The organism is Candidatus Microthrix subdominans, assembly GCA_016719385.1.
Taxonomy (GTDB): Bacteria; Actinomycetota; Acidimicrobiia; order Acidimicrobiales; family Microtrichaceae; genus Microthrix; species Microthrix subdominans.
In genome coordinates this window covers 1,022,990-1,039,087 of record JADJZA010000001.1, presented here as the reverse complement: position 1 = coordinate 1,039,087, position 16,098 = coordinate 1,022,990, and the positions used below count along the sequence as shown (strand labels likewise).

At 66.9% G+C, this 16,098-nt stretch carries 15 protein-coding genes and 1 tRNA gene; 9 read left to right on the top strand and 7 right to left on the bottom strand.

Features of this window, described 5'->3' with window-relative positions; genetic code table 11:
• Positions 1-4: 4 nt before the first annotated feature.
• Positions 5-694, bottom strand: coding sequence for a cytochrome P450 (locus tag IPN02_04815; GenBank protein MBK9296187.1), 690 nt, complete (start codon positions 692-694; stop codon positions 5-7).
• A 378-nt stretch (positions 695-1,072) separates the two neighbouring features.
• Entirely contained in the window at positions 1,073-2,098 is a 1,026-nt protein-coding gene (locus tag IPN02_04810) for an MOSC domain-containing protein (GenBank protein MBK9296186.1), read from the bottom strand.
• 168 nt (positions 2,099-2,266) lie between these two features.
• On the opposite strand from IPN02_04810, the gene IPN02_04805 reads away from it, so the two are divergent.
• The 4 genes from IPN02_04805 (at position 2,267) to IPN02_04790 (ending at position 5,412) form a co-directional block, all read left to right on the top strand.
• Positions 2,267-2,764: a cupin domain-containing protein gene (locus tag IPN02_04805; GenBank protein ID MBK9296185.1), complete on the top strand. Its 498-nt coding sequence runs from the start codon at positions 2,267-2,269 to the stop codon at positions 2,762-2,764.
• A gap of 89 nt (positions 2,765-2,853) precedes the next feature.
• Positions 2,854-3,045: a hypothetical protein gene (locus IPN02_04800; GenBank protein MBK9296184.1), complete on the top strand. Its 192-nt coding sequence runs from the start codon at positions 2,854-2,856 to the stop codon at positions 3,043-3,045.
• 233 nt (positions 3,046-3,278) lie between these two features.
• On the top strand, positions 3,279-4,364 hold the full coding sequence (locus tag IPN02_04795; GenBank protein ID MBK9296183.1) for a hypothetical protein: 1,086 nt from the start codon (positions 3,279-3,281) through the stop codon (positions 4,362-4,364).
• Positions 4,351-5,412: a sucrase ferredoxin gene (locus tag IPN02_04790; GenBank protein ID MBK9296182.1), complete on the top strand. Its 1,062-nt coding sequence runs from the start codon at positions 4,351-4,353 to the stop codon at positions 5,410-5,412. The genes IPN02_04795 and IPN02_04790 overlap by 14 nt, the downstream gene beginning before the upstream one ends.
• On the opposite strand, the gene IPN02_04785 is transcribed toward IPN02_04790, so the two are convergent.
• Positions 5,342-6,181, bottom strand: coding sequence for a DUF2236 domain-containing protein (locus tag IPN02_04785; protein ID MBK9296181.1), 840 nt, complete (start codon positions 6,179-6,181; stop codon positions 5,342-5,344). The two genes, IPN02_04790 and IPN02_04785, sit on opposite strands and share 71 nt — an antisense overlap.
• A complete protein-coding gene (locus IPN02_04780; GenBank protein ID MBK9296180.1) occupies positions 6,178-6,978 on the bottom strand; it encodes a glutaminyl-peptide cyclotransferase in 801 nt (266 codons plus the stop codon). The genes IPN02_04785 and IPN02_04780 overlap by 4 nt, the downstream gene beginning before the upstream one ends.
• A gap of 313 nt (positions 6,979-7,291) precedes the next feature.
• Between IPN02_04780 and IPN02_04775 the strand changes: the two genes are divergently transcribed.
• Positions 7,292-8,953, top strand: coding sequence for a hypothetical protein (locus tag IPN02_04775; GenBank protein ID MBK9296179.1), 1,662 nt, complete (start codon positions 7,292-7,294; stop codon positions 8,951-8,953).
• A 6-nt stretch (positions 8,954-8,959) separates the two neighbouring features.
• Here the strand turns inward: IPN02_04775 and IPN02_04770 are convergent, their stop codons facing one another.
• Entirely contained in the window at positions 8,960-10,165 is a 1,206-nt protein-coding gene (locus tag IPN02_04770; GenBank protein ID MBK9296178.1) for a class I SAM-dependent RNA methyltransferase, read from the bottom strand.
• Between the two features lie 91 nt (positions 10,166-10,256).
• Between IPN02_04770 and rpe the strand changes: the two genes are divergently transcribed.
• Entirely contained in the window at positions 10,257-10,925 is a 669-nt protein-coding gene (gene rpe / locus IPN02_04765; GenBank protein ID MBK9296177.1) for a ribulose-phosphate 3-epimerase, read from the top strand.
• Between the two features lie 276 nt (positions 10,926-11,201).
• Here rpe and IPN02_04760 read toward each other — a convergent pair whose 3' ends face one another.
• Together IPN02_04760 and IPN02_04755 are read right to left on the bottom strand one after the other, a co-directional pair.
• Complete coding sequence (locus tag IPN02_04760) at positions 11,202-12,695, bottom strand: IS1380 family transposase (protein MBK9296176.1); 1,494 nt, start codon at positions 12,693-12,695, stop codon at positions 11,202-11,204.
• Positions 12,696-12,798: 103 nt separating this feature from the next.
• Positions 12,799-13,353: an ATP-dependent Clp protease proteolytic subunit gene (locus IPN02_04755; GenBank protein MBK9296175.1), complete on the bottom strand. Its 555-nt coding sequence runs from the start codon at positions 13,351-13,353 to the stop codon at positions 12,799-12,801.
• Positions 13,354-13,628: 275 nt separating this feature from the next.
• Here IPN02_04755 and IPN02_04750 point away from each other — a divergent pair.
• From IPN02_04750 to IPN02_04740, 3 genes are all read left to right on the top strand, one after another.
• Positions 13,629-13,715 (top strand) — tRNA-Leu (locus tag IPN02_04750).
• Positions 13,716-13,816: 101 nt separating this feature from the next.
• Positions 13,817-15,046 (top strand): site-specific integrase, encoded by a 1,230-nt coding sequence (locus tag IPN02_04745; GenBank protein ID MBK9296174.1) that lies wholly within the window; start codon positions 13,817-13,819, stop codon positions 15,044-15,046.
• Between the two features lie 538 nt (positions 15,047-15,584).
• Positions 15,585-15,956, top strand: a complete 372-nt coding sequence (locus IPN02_04740) for a hypothetical protein (protein ID MBK9296173.1) — start codon at positions 15,585-15,587, stop codon at positions 15,954-15,956.
• Positions 15,957-16,098: the final 142 nt, after the last annotated feature.

The following is a 16,098-nucleotide window of genomic DNA, read 5'->3' as shown; positions in this document are numbered from 1 at the left end:
TGGATCACGATCGAGCGCGCACCGGGCGGGACGACGAAGGGAACCAGCGCGACTGCCAACGCGGTCCCGTCGGGCCGGACTGTGAAGTCCAGCCAGACCTCAGTGGACGGTCCAACGACCGCACCACCCGTGGAGTTGTAGTGCGGTCCTGCGGCCGCTCCGTCGCCGGCGACACAAGGTCCGGCATGGACGTGCGCGCCGGTACCTCGTCCCCGCGACCGCTCGGTCGATACCCCGCACCTGAAACGCCACCAGCGACCCTCGGTTCCGCCGGCTGACGACCAGTGCCGCAGCGGTTGAGCCATCGGTTGGATCGACCGTCGACGGCGCCAAATCTGACATCGTCCCCGCACGACGACGCCGCCGGACGGGCGATTGACCAGGTGCCGACCGGTCGGGGCATGGTCCGAGCGACGATCGTGATGTCCAGCGCCTGAACCAGCCGCGACAGCACGATAGACAGCTCCATCTGAGCCAACGCAAAGCCGAACCACATGTGCGGTCCCCGGCCGAAGGGAACCCACGCCTGGCGGGCGAGCCCGCGCTGGTGATCGGTCGGGTCCTCGAACCGGTCCGGATCGAACCGCTCAGCATCGGGCCACGAGCGTTCGTCGCGCCCAGCGAGATAGGCGACCACATCAGCAGGCTGGGCCTGGCGATCCCAGCGTCGCTGCACGTCTACCGCGGTGCCCACGACGAGGCGGACGCCGACATCGAGGCCGGCCTGGCCGACATCGACGACGCCGACAGCATGAACTTCAGGCCTTACTTCCTGGCGCTGCGCTCACGGCTGGCGCTGCGCTCACGGCTGGCGCTGCGACGAGGCGGCCTCGAGGGTGCCCGGTCCGAGGTGGAACACGGAAGGGCGATCCTGGCGTCCGGCAGCACGCTGTTCGGAACCGACTGGCTTCTCGATGCTCAGGTCCAGTGCCTGTGGGCTGACGGTGATGAGGATGGCGCGCTTCCCTTGGCGGAGACGACCTGGGAGCAAACCGCCTTCATGCGCTGCTTCCACGGCGGCCTGAACGTGGCGTCGAGACAGCATTCACTTTGCCCACCATCGACGGGCGAGTCAGCCGCCGGAATGGACGCTCACCGGATCGCCCGGCTCCACCCGCCCGGGGGTGAGGACGCTGGCGTACCAGCGAGCGCGACCCGGGCTGACGTCGTGGCCCAGGCGTCGGTGATCCCGATCGGAAAACCAGCGGCTGTTCTTGGTGCATGGCACCGCCGGAGCGGACACGCGGGCCGTCATGTCGCCAACCTGCACGATGAGACCGGCCCGAATCTGTGACCAGTCGAGACCGCTCAGGCTGAGGTTTTCCCCAGCGGCACCGGGGAAGATCGGATGCCCCTCCGCGGCCCACGCCTCGACCACTTCGGTGGACCACAGACACAACGCCTGCCACGGCCGCCCGTGATACTGGCGGGCCGCCTGGGCATCGCCGACAACCCCGCCGACATCGATCTCGGCCGACGGAATCTCAGGTTTGGGCACACCACCACCGCTTGCATGCAGCGATGCCACCGTGCCTCCCCCAAGCGTCAACACGTCGCCCAGCCGCTGGCGCACACCAGCGATGGCCCACAGGTGGTGCATCACCTCGTGAGCGCTGTGGCGCACGCCCCAGTCCAGCGAGAACGACTCGCCACCGACGGTGATCGCGTTGGCCCAGGTCGCTTCATCGACCGACCGCAGGTACGCACCGTGACGGCTGGCCATGACCCGCAACGCCTCCAGCGAGTTCGCACGATCGAGGTTGGCACCATCGCCGATGATCGGCTGCTCGGGAGACTCGGCGACATCGATTCCGAGCGCATCGACCAAGAGCTCGGCACGCATCAACCAGGTCGCCATCACCGAGGCCAGATGGTCCACGTGTTCGCCGATCGCCGGCATCGACCGATCGGGCCGGGTGAGCCAGACACCATCCGGCAACCGCTCCACGGCCAAGGCCGTCAGCCACTCGGCCTTTTCGACGGTGCGGATGGCATCCTGGCGAGACCAACGCATCGAGTCGAACCCACAGTCGTCACACGTTTCCCGGGGGGTGACCAGCCCTGCGCTGGTCTCGGCGGCGCTGACCGATGGTGCCATGGTGCGAGGGTATCCCGCGTCCATGCCAGGACGGGCCGGGCCGAGCGCCAAACCCGCCGGTGACCGAGGAAGTGCTTCCCCCTTGGATGTGACCGGCGTAGCGTGACGCACGGCGCTGGGACTCCCGAAAGGGACGTCCATCACGACAGCAACGCCAAAGGAAAGCACGTGACCGCACCTACCGATCCATCGCTGAGCTTCCGCAGCAGGACCGAGCAGCCTCGTGCGACATCGGACGGTCTGGGGCCACTGTTGGTGGCGACCGGGGACGTCACCGGCGGCGAGTTCGGGTTGTTCGAGGTGGACATCACCCCCGACGGCAGGGCTGGGGCGCACTACCACACCGGTTTCACCGAATCTTTCTACGTCCTTGAGGGATCGGTGGCGCTGACGCTGGGTGACGAGGTGGTCATCGCTGGGTCGGGGGACTTCGCCTTCGTGCCGCGCCACGGCGTTCACGGGTTCGCCAACGCCAGCGAGGACGAACCGGCTCGCATGCTGATCCTGTTCACTCCCGGGGTGGCCCGGGAGGAGTACTTCCGGGAACTGATCGAGCTGCACGTGAACGATCCCGATCCGACCCCGGAGCAGATCGACGCGGTCGCCGCCCGCCACGACCAGGTCAACCTCCGCGACCGCGACGGGTTCCTGGCACCTGGGAGCTGACACCGGCCTCAGGAAACCCGCAGCTTCGGCGTTTCGGAGGCGTCAGATTTGTCGCTTGCGGCGAGCCGCGCTGGGGTATGGTCCCAACCATGAGCATCACCTTTGACGAGATCCGTACCGACTGGCCCGAAGACGACACGATCGTTGCCTCCACCGATGGTGACGGCGACGGGACCGACCCCGGTGACGGCGACGGGGACGCCGGCGACGATGGCGATGGGGACGGCGACGCCGGTGCGGGCGACACCGACGGTGGTGACACCGACGGCGGGGACGCCTGAGCCTGCCCACCGAACGCGCCGCTCCCAGCGGCGACCAGAACAGGGTCGACACCGCCCCGGCGGCCGTCGGCGCCACCGGGAACGCATCGGTCGACGCCGCACGTTCCGGCGCTTATCCGATCAGCCGGCGCGAGTTTCACCCCGACGCGGCCCGCCTATCCGACCTGAGCGATCAGCAAGGGGTCGCCGCCGGCGAGCCGCTGGGCACGATCCCTCGATACCTCGCGGGCCGCGTGGCCCAAGCGCACCTCGCCGACCCCGAGCGCTGGTGGGACGATCTGTTGACCCGCTCTGCCAGGGCACCGGCGTTTCGCATGGTCCGCGACGGCGCCACCCTGCCCCGCACCCAGCTGTGCCGCAGTGCCGGCGTCGGCCATCAGCGCCTTGACGATCTGATCGAACCCAACCGGGTACTCGAGGCCTACGACGAGGGGGCGTCGCTGGTGCTCCAGGGCCTGCAACACAGCGACCCGGCGATGGCACGCCTGTCGACCAACCTGGCCCTCGAACTCGACCAGCCCGTCCAGCTCAACGCCTACCTCAGCCCCGCAGCAGCCCGCGGCCTGGACCTGCACTTCGACTACCACGACGTGATCGTCGTGCAGCTCAGCGGAACCAAGGCATGGCGCATCTGGGCGCCACTCGTGCGGTCGCTGTTGCCCCAAAAGCGTGGGCCGGGCATCGCCAAACCTGGCTGGGACGAGGTGGGCGAGCCCGTGATCGACGTGGTGGTGCAACCCGGCGATGCGTTGGTGATCCCGCGTGGCCACCCACACGCTGCGTCGACGATCGACGATGAATCCGCCCACCTGACGATCGGGATCATGTCGCTCACCTGGCAGGCGCTGATCGGCAACAGGCTGAGGGACACCGTCGGGGGTTCCTCACTGTCCGCCACCGCAGCGCCCACTCATCCTGGGCACGAAGGGGGTTGGGCTGCGGCGATGGCCGCCCTGGCCGAGAACCTCGACGAGCGCTCCCTGCTGCGCGCCCACCGGCTCGAAGTGTGGCGGCGCCAACCGCGCACCCGTCTGCGACCCCGAAGAACCGCGTGGGATCTGGAACGACCGCTGCACGTCACCCCCGGACCGCTGTTGTGGTTGGACGAGGAACGCTCCCCCACCGAGTCGACGGTGGCGCTGCAGCTCGGGGACCGGGCGATGACCCTGCCCGCTGCGGCCGGGCCGCTGCTGGCCTGGGTGCTGCGGCGCGAGGGGGAGTTCACCGCCGAGCCGGACCATGGCCTGGATGCCGAGTCGGTGCGGGCGATACTGACCGCCCTGTACCGGGAAGGAGTGGTGGCACATGGCCCCCTTTAGCTGCGCCCGTGCGGCGATGGAACGTTCCGAGGCGATCTTCGCCACCGCATCGGGCGTTCGGCGCTGGCTACTCGTCGAGGTGCGCGGCCCGTGGGGACACAACGCTGCGCTCGACTCCGACCTGGGCGACTTCGTCGACAAGGCATGGCTGGCGACAAACAAGGAGCGCGGCATACGGACGCTGAACGTGCGCCGCAACCTGCGCCGGGCCTCGGCCGGCGACAGCTCCACCAATGGCCGGGCCGGCGACGGCGGCGTCGAGCTGATCTATATCGACCCGGCGGTTCCCGGAGGGCGGGCGGGACGAACCTGGCATCGGGTGGTCGACGGCCTTCCCGATGTGGCAGCCGCCACCGCCGATCTGCCCGGGGTCGCCCGCAGTGGCGAGCCGGAGGGCTGGACGTCGTGGGACCGTCCGCTGACGCTGGTGTGCACCCACGGCCGCCACGACAGCTGCTGTGCCACCTTTGGGCGGCCCACGATCCGTCACCTGCGCGAGAGCCGCTGGGCCGACAGTGCCTGGGAGACCTCACACGTCGGCGGTGACCGGTTTGCCGCAAACCTCGTGCTGCTGCCCGACAGCCTGTACTTCGGCCGCTGCGACCCCGAGTCGGCCGAGGCCGTACTCGAGGCCTACGAAGACGGTCGTATCCACCTCTCCAACTACCGGGGTCGGTCCACGCTGGGCTTCACCCAGCAGGCGGCCGAGTACTTCGTCCGCACCGAGGTGGGGCTGGACCGACTCGACGCCGTCGGCGGCGTTCACCGGTTGGAGCAACCCAAGCGAGGCGACGGGGCGAGCACGCTGAGGTTCCGGGTCGCAACCGGGCGGGGCACCGCTGACGGTCACCCCCGTTCGATCGACGATGTGGTCGGCTATGACGTCACGCTCGAGCGGACGACGCAGCCAAGCCCGACGCCCCTCACCTGCAAGGGAAACGATGGCGTGTCCTACCCCGTCTACCGGCTGGTCGACCTCACCGAGTCGAGCGAGAACGATGCGGCTGACCGGCCGGCCGGCGAAGGCTCCACGGCACCAACGGGTTGAGGGTCAGCGTGCCGGGCAGCCGAGGAATGGTCCACCGGCCGCGACGCTGCCAAGCCAGAATCCTGGCCACCTCGTGGGGCCGGGCCGCCGGCAGCTCCAGCCGCTCCCGCACGACGGGCGGCAACAGGTCGCACGCCAGCACCGCACCGAAGCGCTTCGCCGACCCGGGCACCCAACGCAAAGGCGGGTCGAGGATCGATCGCGCCGAGCTGCGGGATCGATCGTCGGGCTTGAGCGTGTCCGCCCGCTCGCCAAACCATTGACGGAACCCGGCGGCGTCGATGGGGAACTCGTCGAGATCGACGTTGAATGACCGCGCCAGCAGCCGGGTTTCGACGACCGAGCGGTCGCGATCGGTTTCGGTGAGCCGGCCGACGAAGCGGCGCTCGACCTCCCACAGGCTGTCGATCAGGGTGGCCAACACCCAGGCCTGGGCGTCGGGATCGGTGGCGTCGTAGGCCACATCGTCGGCGGTCCGCCCCACGATCGACCCATGCACCCGGCCGAGCGCCTCCGATTGGGCGTGCGCCGCTGACGCCGACCCGAAGGACAGCCTGAGCATGGCGGTCAGCGTCGACACCAAACGGTGCAGGCTGCGCGCCTCCCAATCCGAGTGCTCGGCGACCGCTGCGGCCACCTCGGGGTGGGCCACCTGCAACAGCAGGGCCCGCTGACCGCCGAGCACCGCCCACCATCGGGCTGCGGTCGCCCAGGCCACCGAGGTGTCGTCGAGCAGCGCTCCCGGCGCCGGCGCGGCGATCGGGCTCACCGGTCCCCCTCGATAGGCTCGAAGTTGACGACGAACGCCGCCGGCCACAGCTTGCCGGTGAGGAGGAATGACCCGTCGGGCAGCGCTGCGATGCCGTTGAGCACATCCGCCTCGGCTCGCTCGTCCTCGGTGAGTAGACCCGACGCATCGACGGTGGCATCGAGCGAGCCGTCAACCGGGTCGATCACCACGATCGTGTCGGTCTGCCAGACGTTGGCCCACACCCTGCCGTCGACGCACTCCAGCTCGTTCAGCTCGCTGACCGGCGCCCCCCCGTCATCGATCACGTCGACCGAACCCTCCACAGCGAAGGTGTCCGGGTCTCGGAAGGTCAGCGTGGCCGAGCCATCGCTCATCACCAGGCGGTCGTTTGGTTCGTCCATGCAGATCCCCCACCCCTCCCCCTCGTAGTCGAAACGGCCGACCTCGGCCAACGTGTCGGGGTTACGCACGAACGCCGTACCTTCCTTCCAGGTGAGCTGCACCAGGCGGCCGTCGGGCAGCGCGGTCACCCCTTCGGCGAAGAACTCCTGCGGGACATCGACCTGGTCGACCGTTCGCCCGGTGTCGAGGTCCCAGCGGCGCACGCTCGACTCACCGTAGAGCCCGGTGGACTCGATGACTTCGCCATCGACCACCTCGAGGCCCTGGGTGAACGCCTCCGGATCGTGGGGCAGGCGCCGCTCGACGACCGGCCGAAGCCCTCCCTGAGCGGCCGGTCCGGTCTCCCGACCGGCCCGCACCCACACGGCCGCCGCCAACAGCCCGACGAGCACCACGCCGATGGCCACCAGCACGAGCGCCCGACGTGCGCGACGGTCCGTCGACCCCGCGACGACCCGAGCGGACGCGCCGTCCTCGGTCTGGTGCACCCGGTCGGCGCCCGGGGGGAGATGATCCACGCCCGCGACGATAACGGCCGGCGGCCTGCCCTCAACCCCGGTCTCGCGAGAGGTGACAACCCCCACACCGATCGCCTTTCAACGCCCAGTGACATTGTCTCAGCTCAGGAGTAACTTGATCGGCGGTGGGCGATTGGCGGGTCGCCCACCCACAATGCTGGCGGAGGCGCACATGGGACATGGGTCGAGAACGCGAAGGCTGTCGACGGTGCTCGTCGTTGCAACGATGGTGGTCGGCTTGGCCGGGATCGTTGAGGTAGGTGCCCAGCCGGTGCCCTATGCCGACACTCCCGTCGGCGGTTGGGCGGTCAATGGCAGGGTGATGGCCACCGAGATCATCGGCAACACCGTCTACGTCGGCGGCACCTTCACGTCGGTCAGCGGGCCCGGTGGCTCCGTCGCCCGTCAGAACCTGGCCGCATTCGACTCCCGCACCGGTGCCCTCCGCACCGAGTTTGTGGCCAACGCCAACCAAGCGGTTCGAGCGCTCGACACCAACGGAACCAGCTTGTTCGTTGGGGGGAGCTTCAGCTCGATCGCCGGAGTCACCAGGCAACGCGTCGCTTCGCTCAACCCCACCAGCGGTGCCGTCAACGCTGGGTTCACCGCCAACGCCAACGGCTACGTCAATGCGTTGAAGGTGTCGGGCAGCCGGCTCTACGTCGGCGGGACGTTCTCCACGCTCGCCGGACACAGCATCAGCCGGGCGGGCGCTGTCAGCCTGGCGAACGGCGCAGCAATCACCTCCTTCGCTCCACGCCCCAACGGCACGGTCCACGGGCTGGAAACCACGCCCGACGGCTCCCAGGTGTTCGTCGCAGGGGAGTTCACTTCGATCGCCGGGGTCGGTCGGCGTTACATCGCCGCTGTGACGCCCAACGGCGCGTCCACCGGCCCCAGCTACGGATCGGTGGTGAAATACGCGGTCCTTCAGATGGCCTACGACCCCCACACCGGCCTGCTGTTCGCTGCGGTAGCCGGATACGGCAACCAGGTGGCCGCGCTCAACCCTCTCACCGGAGCGCGACCGTGGCACCAGTACGCGGACGGCGACGTCCAAGCGGTGGCGGTCGACGGAGACAACGTGTACTTCGGTTTCCACGAGGGGTTCAAAGGTGACAGCAAAGTGAAGATGGTGGCCGCCAACTCGAGGACCGGAGCGATCGTGGCCGGCTGGAAGCTGCACGCCTCCAGCTACATGGGCGTCATGTCGATCAGCACCAACGGATCAACCCTCGTCGCCGGAGGCGAACTCGGCTGGATCAACGGCACGAATGCGGGCGGCATGGCGATCCTGCCCCGCCCGGGTCAGCAACCGCCGCCACCTCCCCCGCCGCCGCCACCGCCGCCGCCACCCCCACCCCCACCCCCACCTCCACCCCCGCCGGCCGGTGGCGTGCTGGTGCCCGCCGGGGCCGACTGGCACTACCGAATGGGTGATGCCCCGGCCAACTGGGCCGATCCGGCGTTCAACGACGGCGCCTGGGCCCAGGGCTCGGCCGAGCTGGGCTACGGCGACGGGGACGAAGCCACCGTGATCGGCCCCGCTGCCAACACCGCCTACTTCCGCAACTCGTTCTCGCTCACTTCGGTTCCGACCCAGCCGATCACCTTGTCGGTCGTCTCTGACGACGGCGCGCTCGCCCGCCTCAACGGGGTCGAGGTGATGCGCGACAACCTGCCGGCCGGAACGATCGGTTCGTCGTCCTTCGCCTCCGCCTACAAGAACGGCGCCGCCGAAACGCGATGGGTGAGCGTCACCGTCCCACCGTCGGCGCTGCGCGTCGGCACCAACACGCTGGCGGTCGAGGTTCACCAGGCCGGGGCGTCGTCGGACCTCAGCTTCAACGCTTCGCTGAGTGCGCCGTAACGAGCGCTATCTGGAGAACACCGCCACCGACTCGGTGTGGTGGGTGTGGGGGAACAGGTCGACCAGGGTGACCGAGTCGAGGCTGAAGCCCCGCCTGACGAGCAGACCGGCGTCGCGCCCGGCAGAGGCAGCGTCGCAGCTGATCAACACCACCCGTCCGGCCCCGGTGGCCTCGACCTTGCCGACGCCCTGCTTGCCCAGGCCGGCGCGGGGCGGGTCGGCCACGACGGCGTCGGCCTTGGAGGGGCGCCACTTGGCCATCGTGGAGGCAATCACCCGCGCCTGTCCCGTCTCGGCGGCACCTGCGAGGTTGACCTTGGCGTCGGCGACCGACGACCGGGCCGATTCGACCGCAGTCACCCTGAGACCGGGCGTCCGATCGGCCAGCGTTGCACCAAAGAGGCCCACACCGGCGTAGGCGTCGACCAACCGATCGCCGGCCGACATCGGACCCAGGCCATCGGCGACCAGCTGCACCAACGCCTCAGCCCCGTCACGGCGGGTCTGAAAGAACGATTGGGCCGAGATACGAAAACGTCGCCCGGCGACCTCCTCGTGGATCCACGCCCGGTTCCGTTCCAGCTCGTCGAGACCCACCACCCGCACGTTGTCGATCGGCACCGACACCCCGGTGGCGTTCGGCGTCACCATCACGAGCGCCTCGCCGGTGGCCGCACCGACCCGAGCCATCACCTCGGTGGCCGGTCCAAAGTCGCTCTCGGTCACGATCTGCTCCAACAACGGATGGGCCACAACGCACACCGACAGCGGCACCAGCTCGTGGGTGCCCAGCTCGAACAGCCCGGCCCGGCCGTCGGTCACCCCCAAGCGCAGGGTGGTCCGGAAGTCAGCGGTGGGCAGATCGGGCCCGGGCTGGATCTCCGGCGCGTCGATCTTGCCCAGGCGACGGATGGCATCGGCGAGCACCTCGGCCTTCATGCGTCGAAGCAGGGCAGGCTGGGCATCGGCGTGATCGCAGCCACCGCATCCGTCGGCGACGTGGGGGCAATGCGCCACCTCGACCCGCTCGGGGTTGGCTTCGAGCACCTCGGTCACCTCGCCAAACGTGGTGTGCTGCTCCTCGCTGAGCGTCACCCGTACCAGCTCTCCGGGCAGGCCGCCGTCGACGAGCACCACCCGGCCGTCATCTCGACGGGCCAGTCCCATACCGCCGGCCACCGGTCGTTCTACCCGCAACTCGATCTGTTCCACGAACAATTCGTAGCATGACCCCGTGACCTCAACTGCTTCACCCCCAACCGCTGCCTCCTCGTCGAAGCCGGCACCCGGCACCGACCGGCCGATCGAAATCGTGCCGTCGGTGCTCCCCGCCGACTTCTCCAAGCTGGGCGAGGAGTGTGCGGCCCTCGCCGACGCCGGGGTCGACCGCATCCAATGGGACGTGATGGATGGTCAGTTCGTCCCCAACCTGACCTTCGGTCCCGACGTGATCGCGGCATGCCGAAACGCCACCGACGTGCCCTTCGAGGCCCACCTGATGGTGGAACGGCCCGAGGAGCTGGCCCACCTGTACGTCGAGGCCGGGTGCCAGATGCTGATCGTGCACGCCGAGTCGACCAAGCACCTCCACCGCACGCTCGGGTCGATCCGCGAGTTGGGCGCCCAACCGGCGGTGGCCCTCAACCCCTCGACCCCGCCCGAGGACGTGCGCTACGTGCTCGAGCTGTGCGACATGGTGCTGGTGATGACGGTCAACCCGGGGTTTGGCGGGCAGGCCTACATCGCCGAAATGGAGCCCAAGGTCGCCACCCTGCGCCGTTGGATCACCGAGGCCGGACTCGACTGCGACATCGAGGTCGACGGCGGGATCGGGTCTGCCACGATCGCCGGGGCGGCGAGCGCCGGCGCCAACGTGTTGGTCGCCGGCAGCGCCCTGTACCGGGATCCCGAGGGCCTGGCCCACGCGGTTTCTGAGCTACGGGCCACCGCCACCGCTGCCGCCACCACCTGACCGCAAACCCGGCCTCCGTGGCCCGAACTGCCTCAGCGGAGCGGTCAACCTGGCCTAGCCGCGATCCGGCACGTTTTTTCGCTGGTGGCGGCTTGAAGGCTGTTTTATTGTGATGGTGGCTGGTTGCGGGCTCGGCGGGGTGCTCTCGGAGGGTTTGGGGTGTGGCTGACTTCCTTCACGGTGCGGTGAGGGTCGTTCGGGTTGGTGTGTGGGGTCGGTGAAACAGCCCGGCCGAATGTTCGGGCGGGCTGGCTGGTTGCTCGGCGTGGCGCTCGGTCAGATCCGGAGTGGTGTGGGGGTGTTCATGGTCCGGAGGCGTCGCCCGGCGGCGCGGAGGTGGGGGTTCCATGGCCAGCCTTTGGGCCACATTGTCCAGGTCTGCCGGTTCTTAACGCGCAGGATTGCTGGGGTGCTGAACAGGCAGCGTCTCAGCTTTTTGGGGTGGGCGTGTTCGAACTCGCTGCCTGCGAGGAGGTCGAGTTGGAACCATCGGCAGAGGGTGTGGGCCCAGCCGACCATTGAGGTCCAGACCTTGTTGCGGGCGGTGTCGGGGAACGGGAACCGGTCAAGGCCGGTGGTCTTGAGTCGTTTGATGTTCTCCTCGACGTGGGCGTGTTCGCGTTGGAGCCGGTCGATCTCCAACGGGCTGTCGTCGGGGAGATCGGAGACGATGATGGTGTGGCGCCAGCCGTTCGTGTCGAACATCCGTTGTTGAGCACCGGGGTGTAACGGTTCACGTCGGATGATCATCCGGGTGCCTGGCGGATAGTGGACATCGAGGTCGTCTTTGGGCCGATTCTTCAGGCCAACCCAGTCCGTGATTGCCGGGTCATGGGTGACCTCAACAACCTGCGCGTTGCGGGCGTCGACATCAGAATCGTTGCCGTCCCAGTCGATGTTGCGGGGCCGCAAAGCGTTCTCCCAGTTGGTGTTTTCGTCGAAGGCGAGGATCACCGAGCTCACGATGTTGTTCGACCGGCCGGTGACACAGAACCGCAGGTTGCGGTTCCACATGTCCCACAAGAATCCGAGGGTGTGCCCGGCCGAATCGGAGCGGACAAGGATCTCGTTGGTCGCTTCAGCGGTGTTAGCGCCGGGACGATGGGACCGGGCGACCGTGTCGGGAAGCGCGTCCAGTCCGGCGTCGATGATGCCAACCAGATCGACGATCGTGTTCGCGCCGGCGTTGCCGGGGCGGTGCTCGATTGCGAGGGCCTCTCCTGAGCAGTCAGCGAAACACGCGACCGGGTGGAACCCGAAACCGCGTTTGTAGTTGCCTTTGGCGTCTTCCTTCTCCGAATGTGCGGGTGTCAGGGTGGCGTCGATGTCCAGGACCACCCGGCAGCCGGGGTTGGACCAGCCGTGTTCGGCCCACACCCTGGTGCGGACCTCGCGCATCACGTCATCAACAGCGCCGACCGATCCGGGTGTCTTGGCCATGTCGGTGATCATCCGCCGGAACGTCGTCTCTGAACCAACCGAACCCAGCACTCCTCCGGCTGCCTGGAGCATTCCAAGATCGGTGCAACAGTCGCCACCGGCGTTCAACATCAACAGACTGTGGACCAACAGCCCACCCCGATCGACCACCGGCATGGCGGCACCCCGATAGGGCACCGCCGAGGCGAATCCGTCGGTCAGACCAAGGCGGTCCGCGTACTCGGCGAGCGGCCCCAAACCGCCCAACGCGACGATCTTGTCGGTCTCATCGACGCCGTCATATCGCACCGAAGCCGACGCGCTAGATTGCACCTGACGAATGCGTTCCAAACCAGCTCCCTTGTGGTCCTTAACACCCTCAAGTTTGCTGGAACGGAGCGCATTTGTCGCGTCCGAACCTAATTCTTCACGATCTCAGCGTGCCGGATCGAGGCTAGGCCAGTTCGCCCTTACCGATGATCACGTTGTCGATAATGCCGTACTCCTTGGCCTCTTCGGCGGTGAACCAGCGGTCACGGTCGGAGTCGGTGTTGATCTGCTCGGGCGTCTGACCGGTGTGGTGGGCGATCCGATCGGCCAGCATCCGCTTGACATAGATCATCTGCTCAGCCTGGATGGCGATGTCGGCGGCCTGACCCTGAATGCCGCCGAGCGGCTGGTGCATCATGATGCGGCTGTGGGGCAGCGCAAAGCGCTTGCCGGCGGTGCCGGCGCACAGCAGAAACTGGCCCATCGAAGCCGCCAGGCCAACGCACACCGTGCCGACATCGGCATTGACGAACTGCATCGTGTCGTAGATCGCCATGCCGGCGGTCACCGAGCCGCCGGGCGAGTTGACGTACAACATGATGTCCTTGCTGGAGTCCTCTGCGTCGAGGTACAGCATCTGGGCGGTGACGAAGTTGGCCAGCTCGTCGGACACCTCGGCGCCCAGGAACACGATCCGGTCCTTCAACAGCAGCTTGTAGATGTCCGCCGAGGGGTCCATGCCCGACAGCGGGCCCGAGCGGGGGGCCTGGTGGCTGGTGAATGCGGACAACGCGTCGCTCATGGATCTCCTCGAAAGTAGGACTGACGTCAGACTGGCTGTACCCGGGCATGATGACGCCGTTGTGAGGGCGCCATCGGACCGGTGGGTGAGGCTACCCGGTGCTCACTCCATCGCCTTGCCGGAGACACATCGGGTGTCGAAGCACGGTCGACCCCACGTCAACGACGACCTCACGCGACGGGTAGCGTGACCTGCGCAGCGAGCACCGCAACGCGGACGTGGCGGAATTGGCAGACGCGCCAGGTTTAGGTCCTGGTATCCGAAAGGTTGTGTGGGTTCGAGTCCCACCGTCCGCACCAGGGTTTTGCGCCCCAAGAGAATGTTGGTTCGACCAGATCGTCGCGGCAATCGTCGCGATTCTCCCAACCCGACGTGCAGGAGACTCGCTAGCGTTATCCCTATGGCACGCACGGTCGGTTGGGTCCCGAAGAAGGGCGGGAAGGCCGGCGAAGGCTCGTGGCGAGTCCGCGTTTCACACAAGGACGACAGCGGCAAAACGAAGTGGGACTCAGCGACGATCAAAGCCGCGGACCACGGCGGCAAGCGGTCTTCGAAAGTCATCGCTGAGAAGTTGGCGATCCGAATGGAAGACGACCGGGCAGCGTCCGCTATGGCACCAGTTCGCCCAGAAACGATGACCGTCGCCGAACTTGCTCACCGCTGGCTTGCTGCAACCGCTGAACGTCGCGTCCCAGACGCGCAAGCAACTGAGGTGCAACGCACCAACGATTACATCATTGCGGCGATCGGTCCGGTCCTCATCGTGCACGTCAACGCAGCACACATCCGGAGAGTTCACGAGGAATCCCGCACCGGCACCCGCGGGCAACCGCTGTCACAAACAACCCGCCGCCACGTCCATATGACATGCGTCGCGATGTTCCGATGGGCAGTCCGACAAGGGTTCCTCGAAGCAAACCCGACAGACAAAACCGATCCACCAAAAAAGGGGTTCATCCCCCGATTTATCATCCCGGCGACCCAGCAAGCTGCCGTCGTGAAGGCGGTCCAAACGATGGGACCGCAACGGGAGAGTACCGAATGGTTGATGTCCGCTGCTGTCAGAATCTCGCTGGCAACCGGTGTCCGACAGGGAGAACTTGTCGGATTCCAGTGGGGAGACTGGAACCCGAAAAGCCAAATCCTCACAGTCGCGCGGTCGATCACGCGACAAAACACGATCAGAGAAGGCGGCAAATCACAGCGCATCCGCCATGTCCGCCTAGGCGATGCGATGACCGGATGGATGGGTCGCTGGCGTGACACTCTCGATGCACTGGGCGACGCTCACGGACTCCCCCGCACCACCGGCGAAGACCCGATCGTTACGTGGGTGACGCCCCGAGGACCGCCAGCGTGGCGCGGCCACATCCGTCCCCAGGTGCTTAGTCGTTGGTGGTCTCACAACCGTTTGGAGGTTGCCGAGATTGTTAATGACCCTGCGATCGCCGACGTTGTTTGGCACGGCCAACGGCACAGTTTTGTGACAGCGGCCATCGAGGCAGGCGCGTCCCCGCATGATGTCGGAACGGTCGTCGGACATCACGCAGTCGAAACAACCCGAGATTATTGGCGCGACCATGGGGCGTCTGCTGGCCGCGTTTCGGATGCTCTGCCCGATTTTGGATGAAGATATTTCGGTGACGAATCAGCAACTCTTTCCGCTCGCACCTAACCCTTGAAGCACCCCAGCTACTACCCCAACTGACCCACGCTGCCGCACCCACTCGACCCCCTCCACCACTCTCTATTGGTTTCTTCTATTGGTTTCTTCTGGTGGGTGTCTGTATCTGGACATCCTGTGTTGGGGCTTTTCAGCTCAGTCGGATGGTTCGGTTCAAATGCAGTGCAGAGCGGGGAAGGTGGGCTGGCGGAGGTGGGTGAACTGAAACGCGGCTGTCTGGGTCTGGGGTTCGTGGCGGCGCTGGTGACTGATGAGTGGAGTGACTAAACGGGGAAGGGAAGTGAGGCACCAGCGGAAGGAAGAGCGGCTGGACGGTGGTGGGGAAGACCAGACGTTTAGGCAGATGAATAAGGTCTCGGTAGACACAGCTCACCATTCGGAATCGACCACAACTTCTAGCACATCATCCTGACAGCAACGAGCGGCTCAGAGTGCTACACGGTAGTCTCAGTTGCCTGTCACACCCTGCTGGGAGTCTGGAGCCATGCTCATCGACGTAGTGCAGGATAATGACACCGGCCAAGTCGGGATCGTGGTCACAGCCGATGCTCTGCCTGCTGCAGTTCATCACCCAGAATGGTTCGCTTGGCAACTAACTGTTGACGAAAGCTTGGAGTTCTGTGCGATCACGATGCCCACGCATCCGATCGGAGATCCGCCTCAGTGCGTGATGAGGTTTTCGGACGTGGGATCGAACGTTGCTGACGGTCGTGCGTGGGCGCTTGCCCTGCTTGTTAGTGGACCGGTGATGGTCACTGTGGTTGATCCCACTGGCCACACGTTTTGTTTCGAGACGATCCCTCACATTGGCACCGGCGATCACGGGTGGCGGCAAGAACTGCTGGGGCGGCCGTGAGCGGGCAGGTTGCGTGTCGTGTCGATTCTGACTCTGATGGCAGTGGGTGGTCTTTGGTGGTTGAGGCGCCGGCGTTGGCGACGATCGAGCATCGTCTCTTCCGTGGCCCTTGGTCAGCTTGCTGCGCTCTAGCCCGATCCCG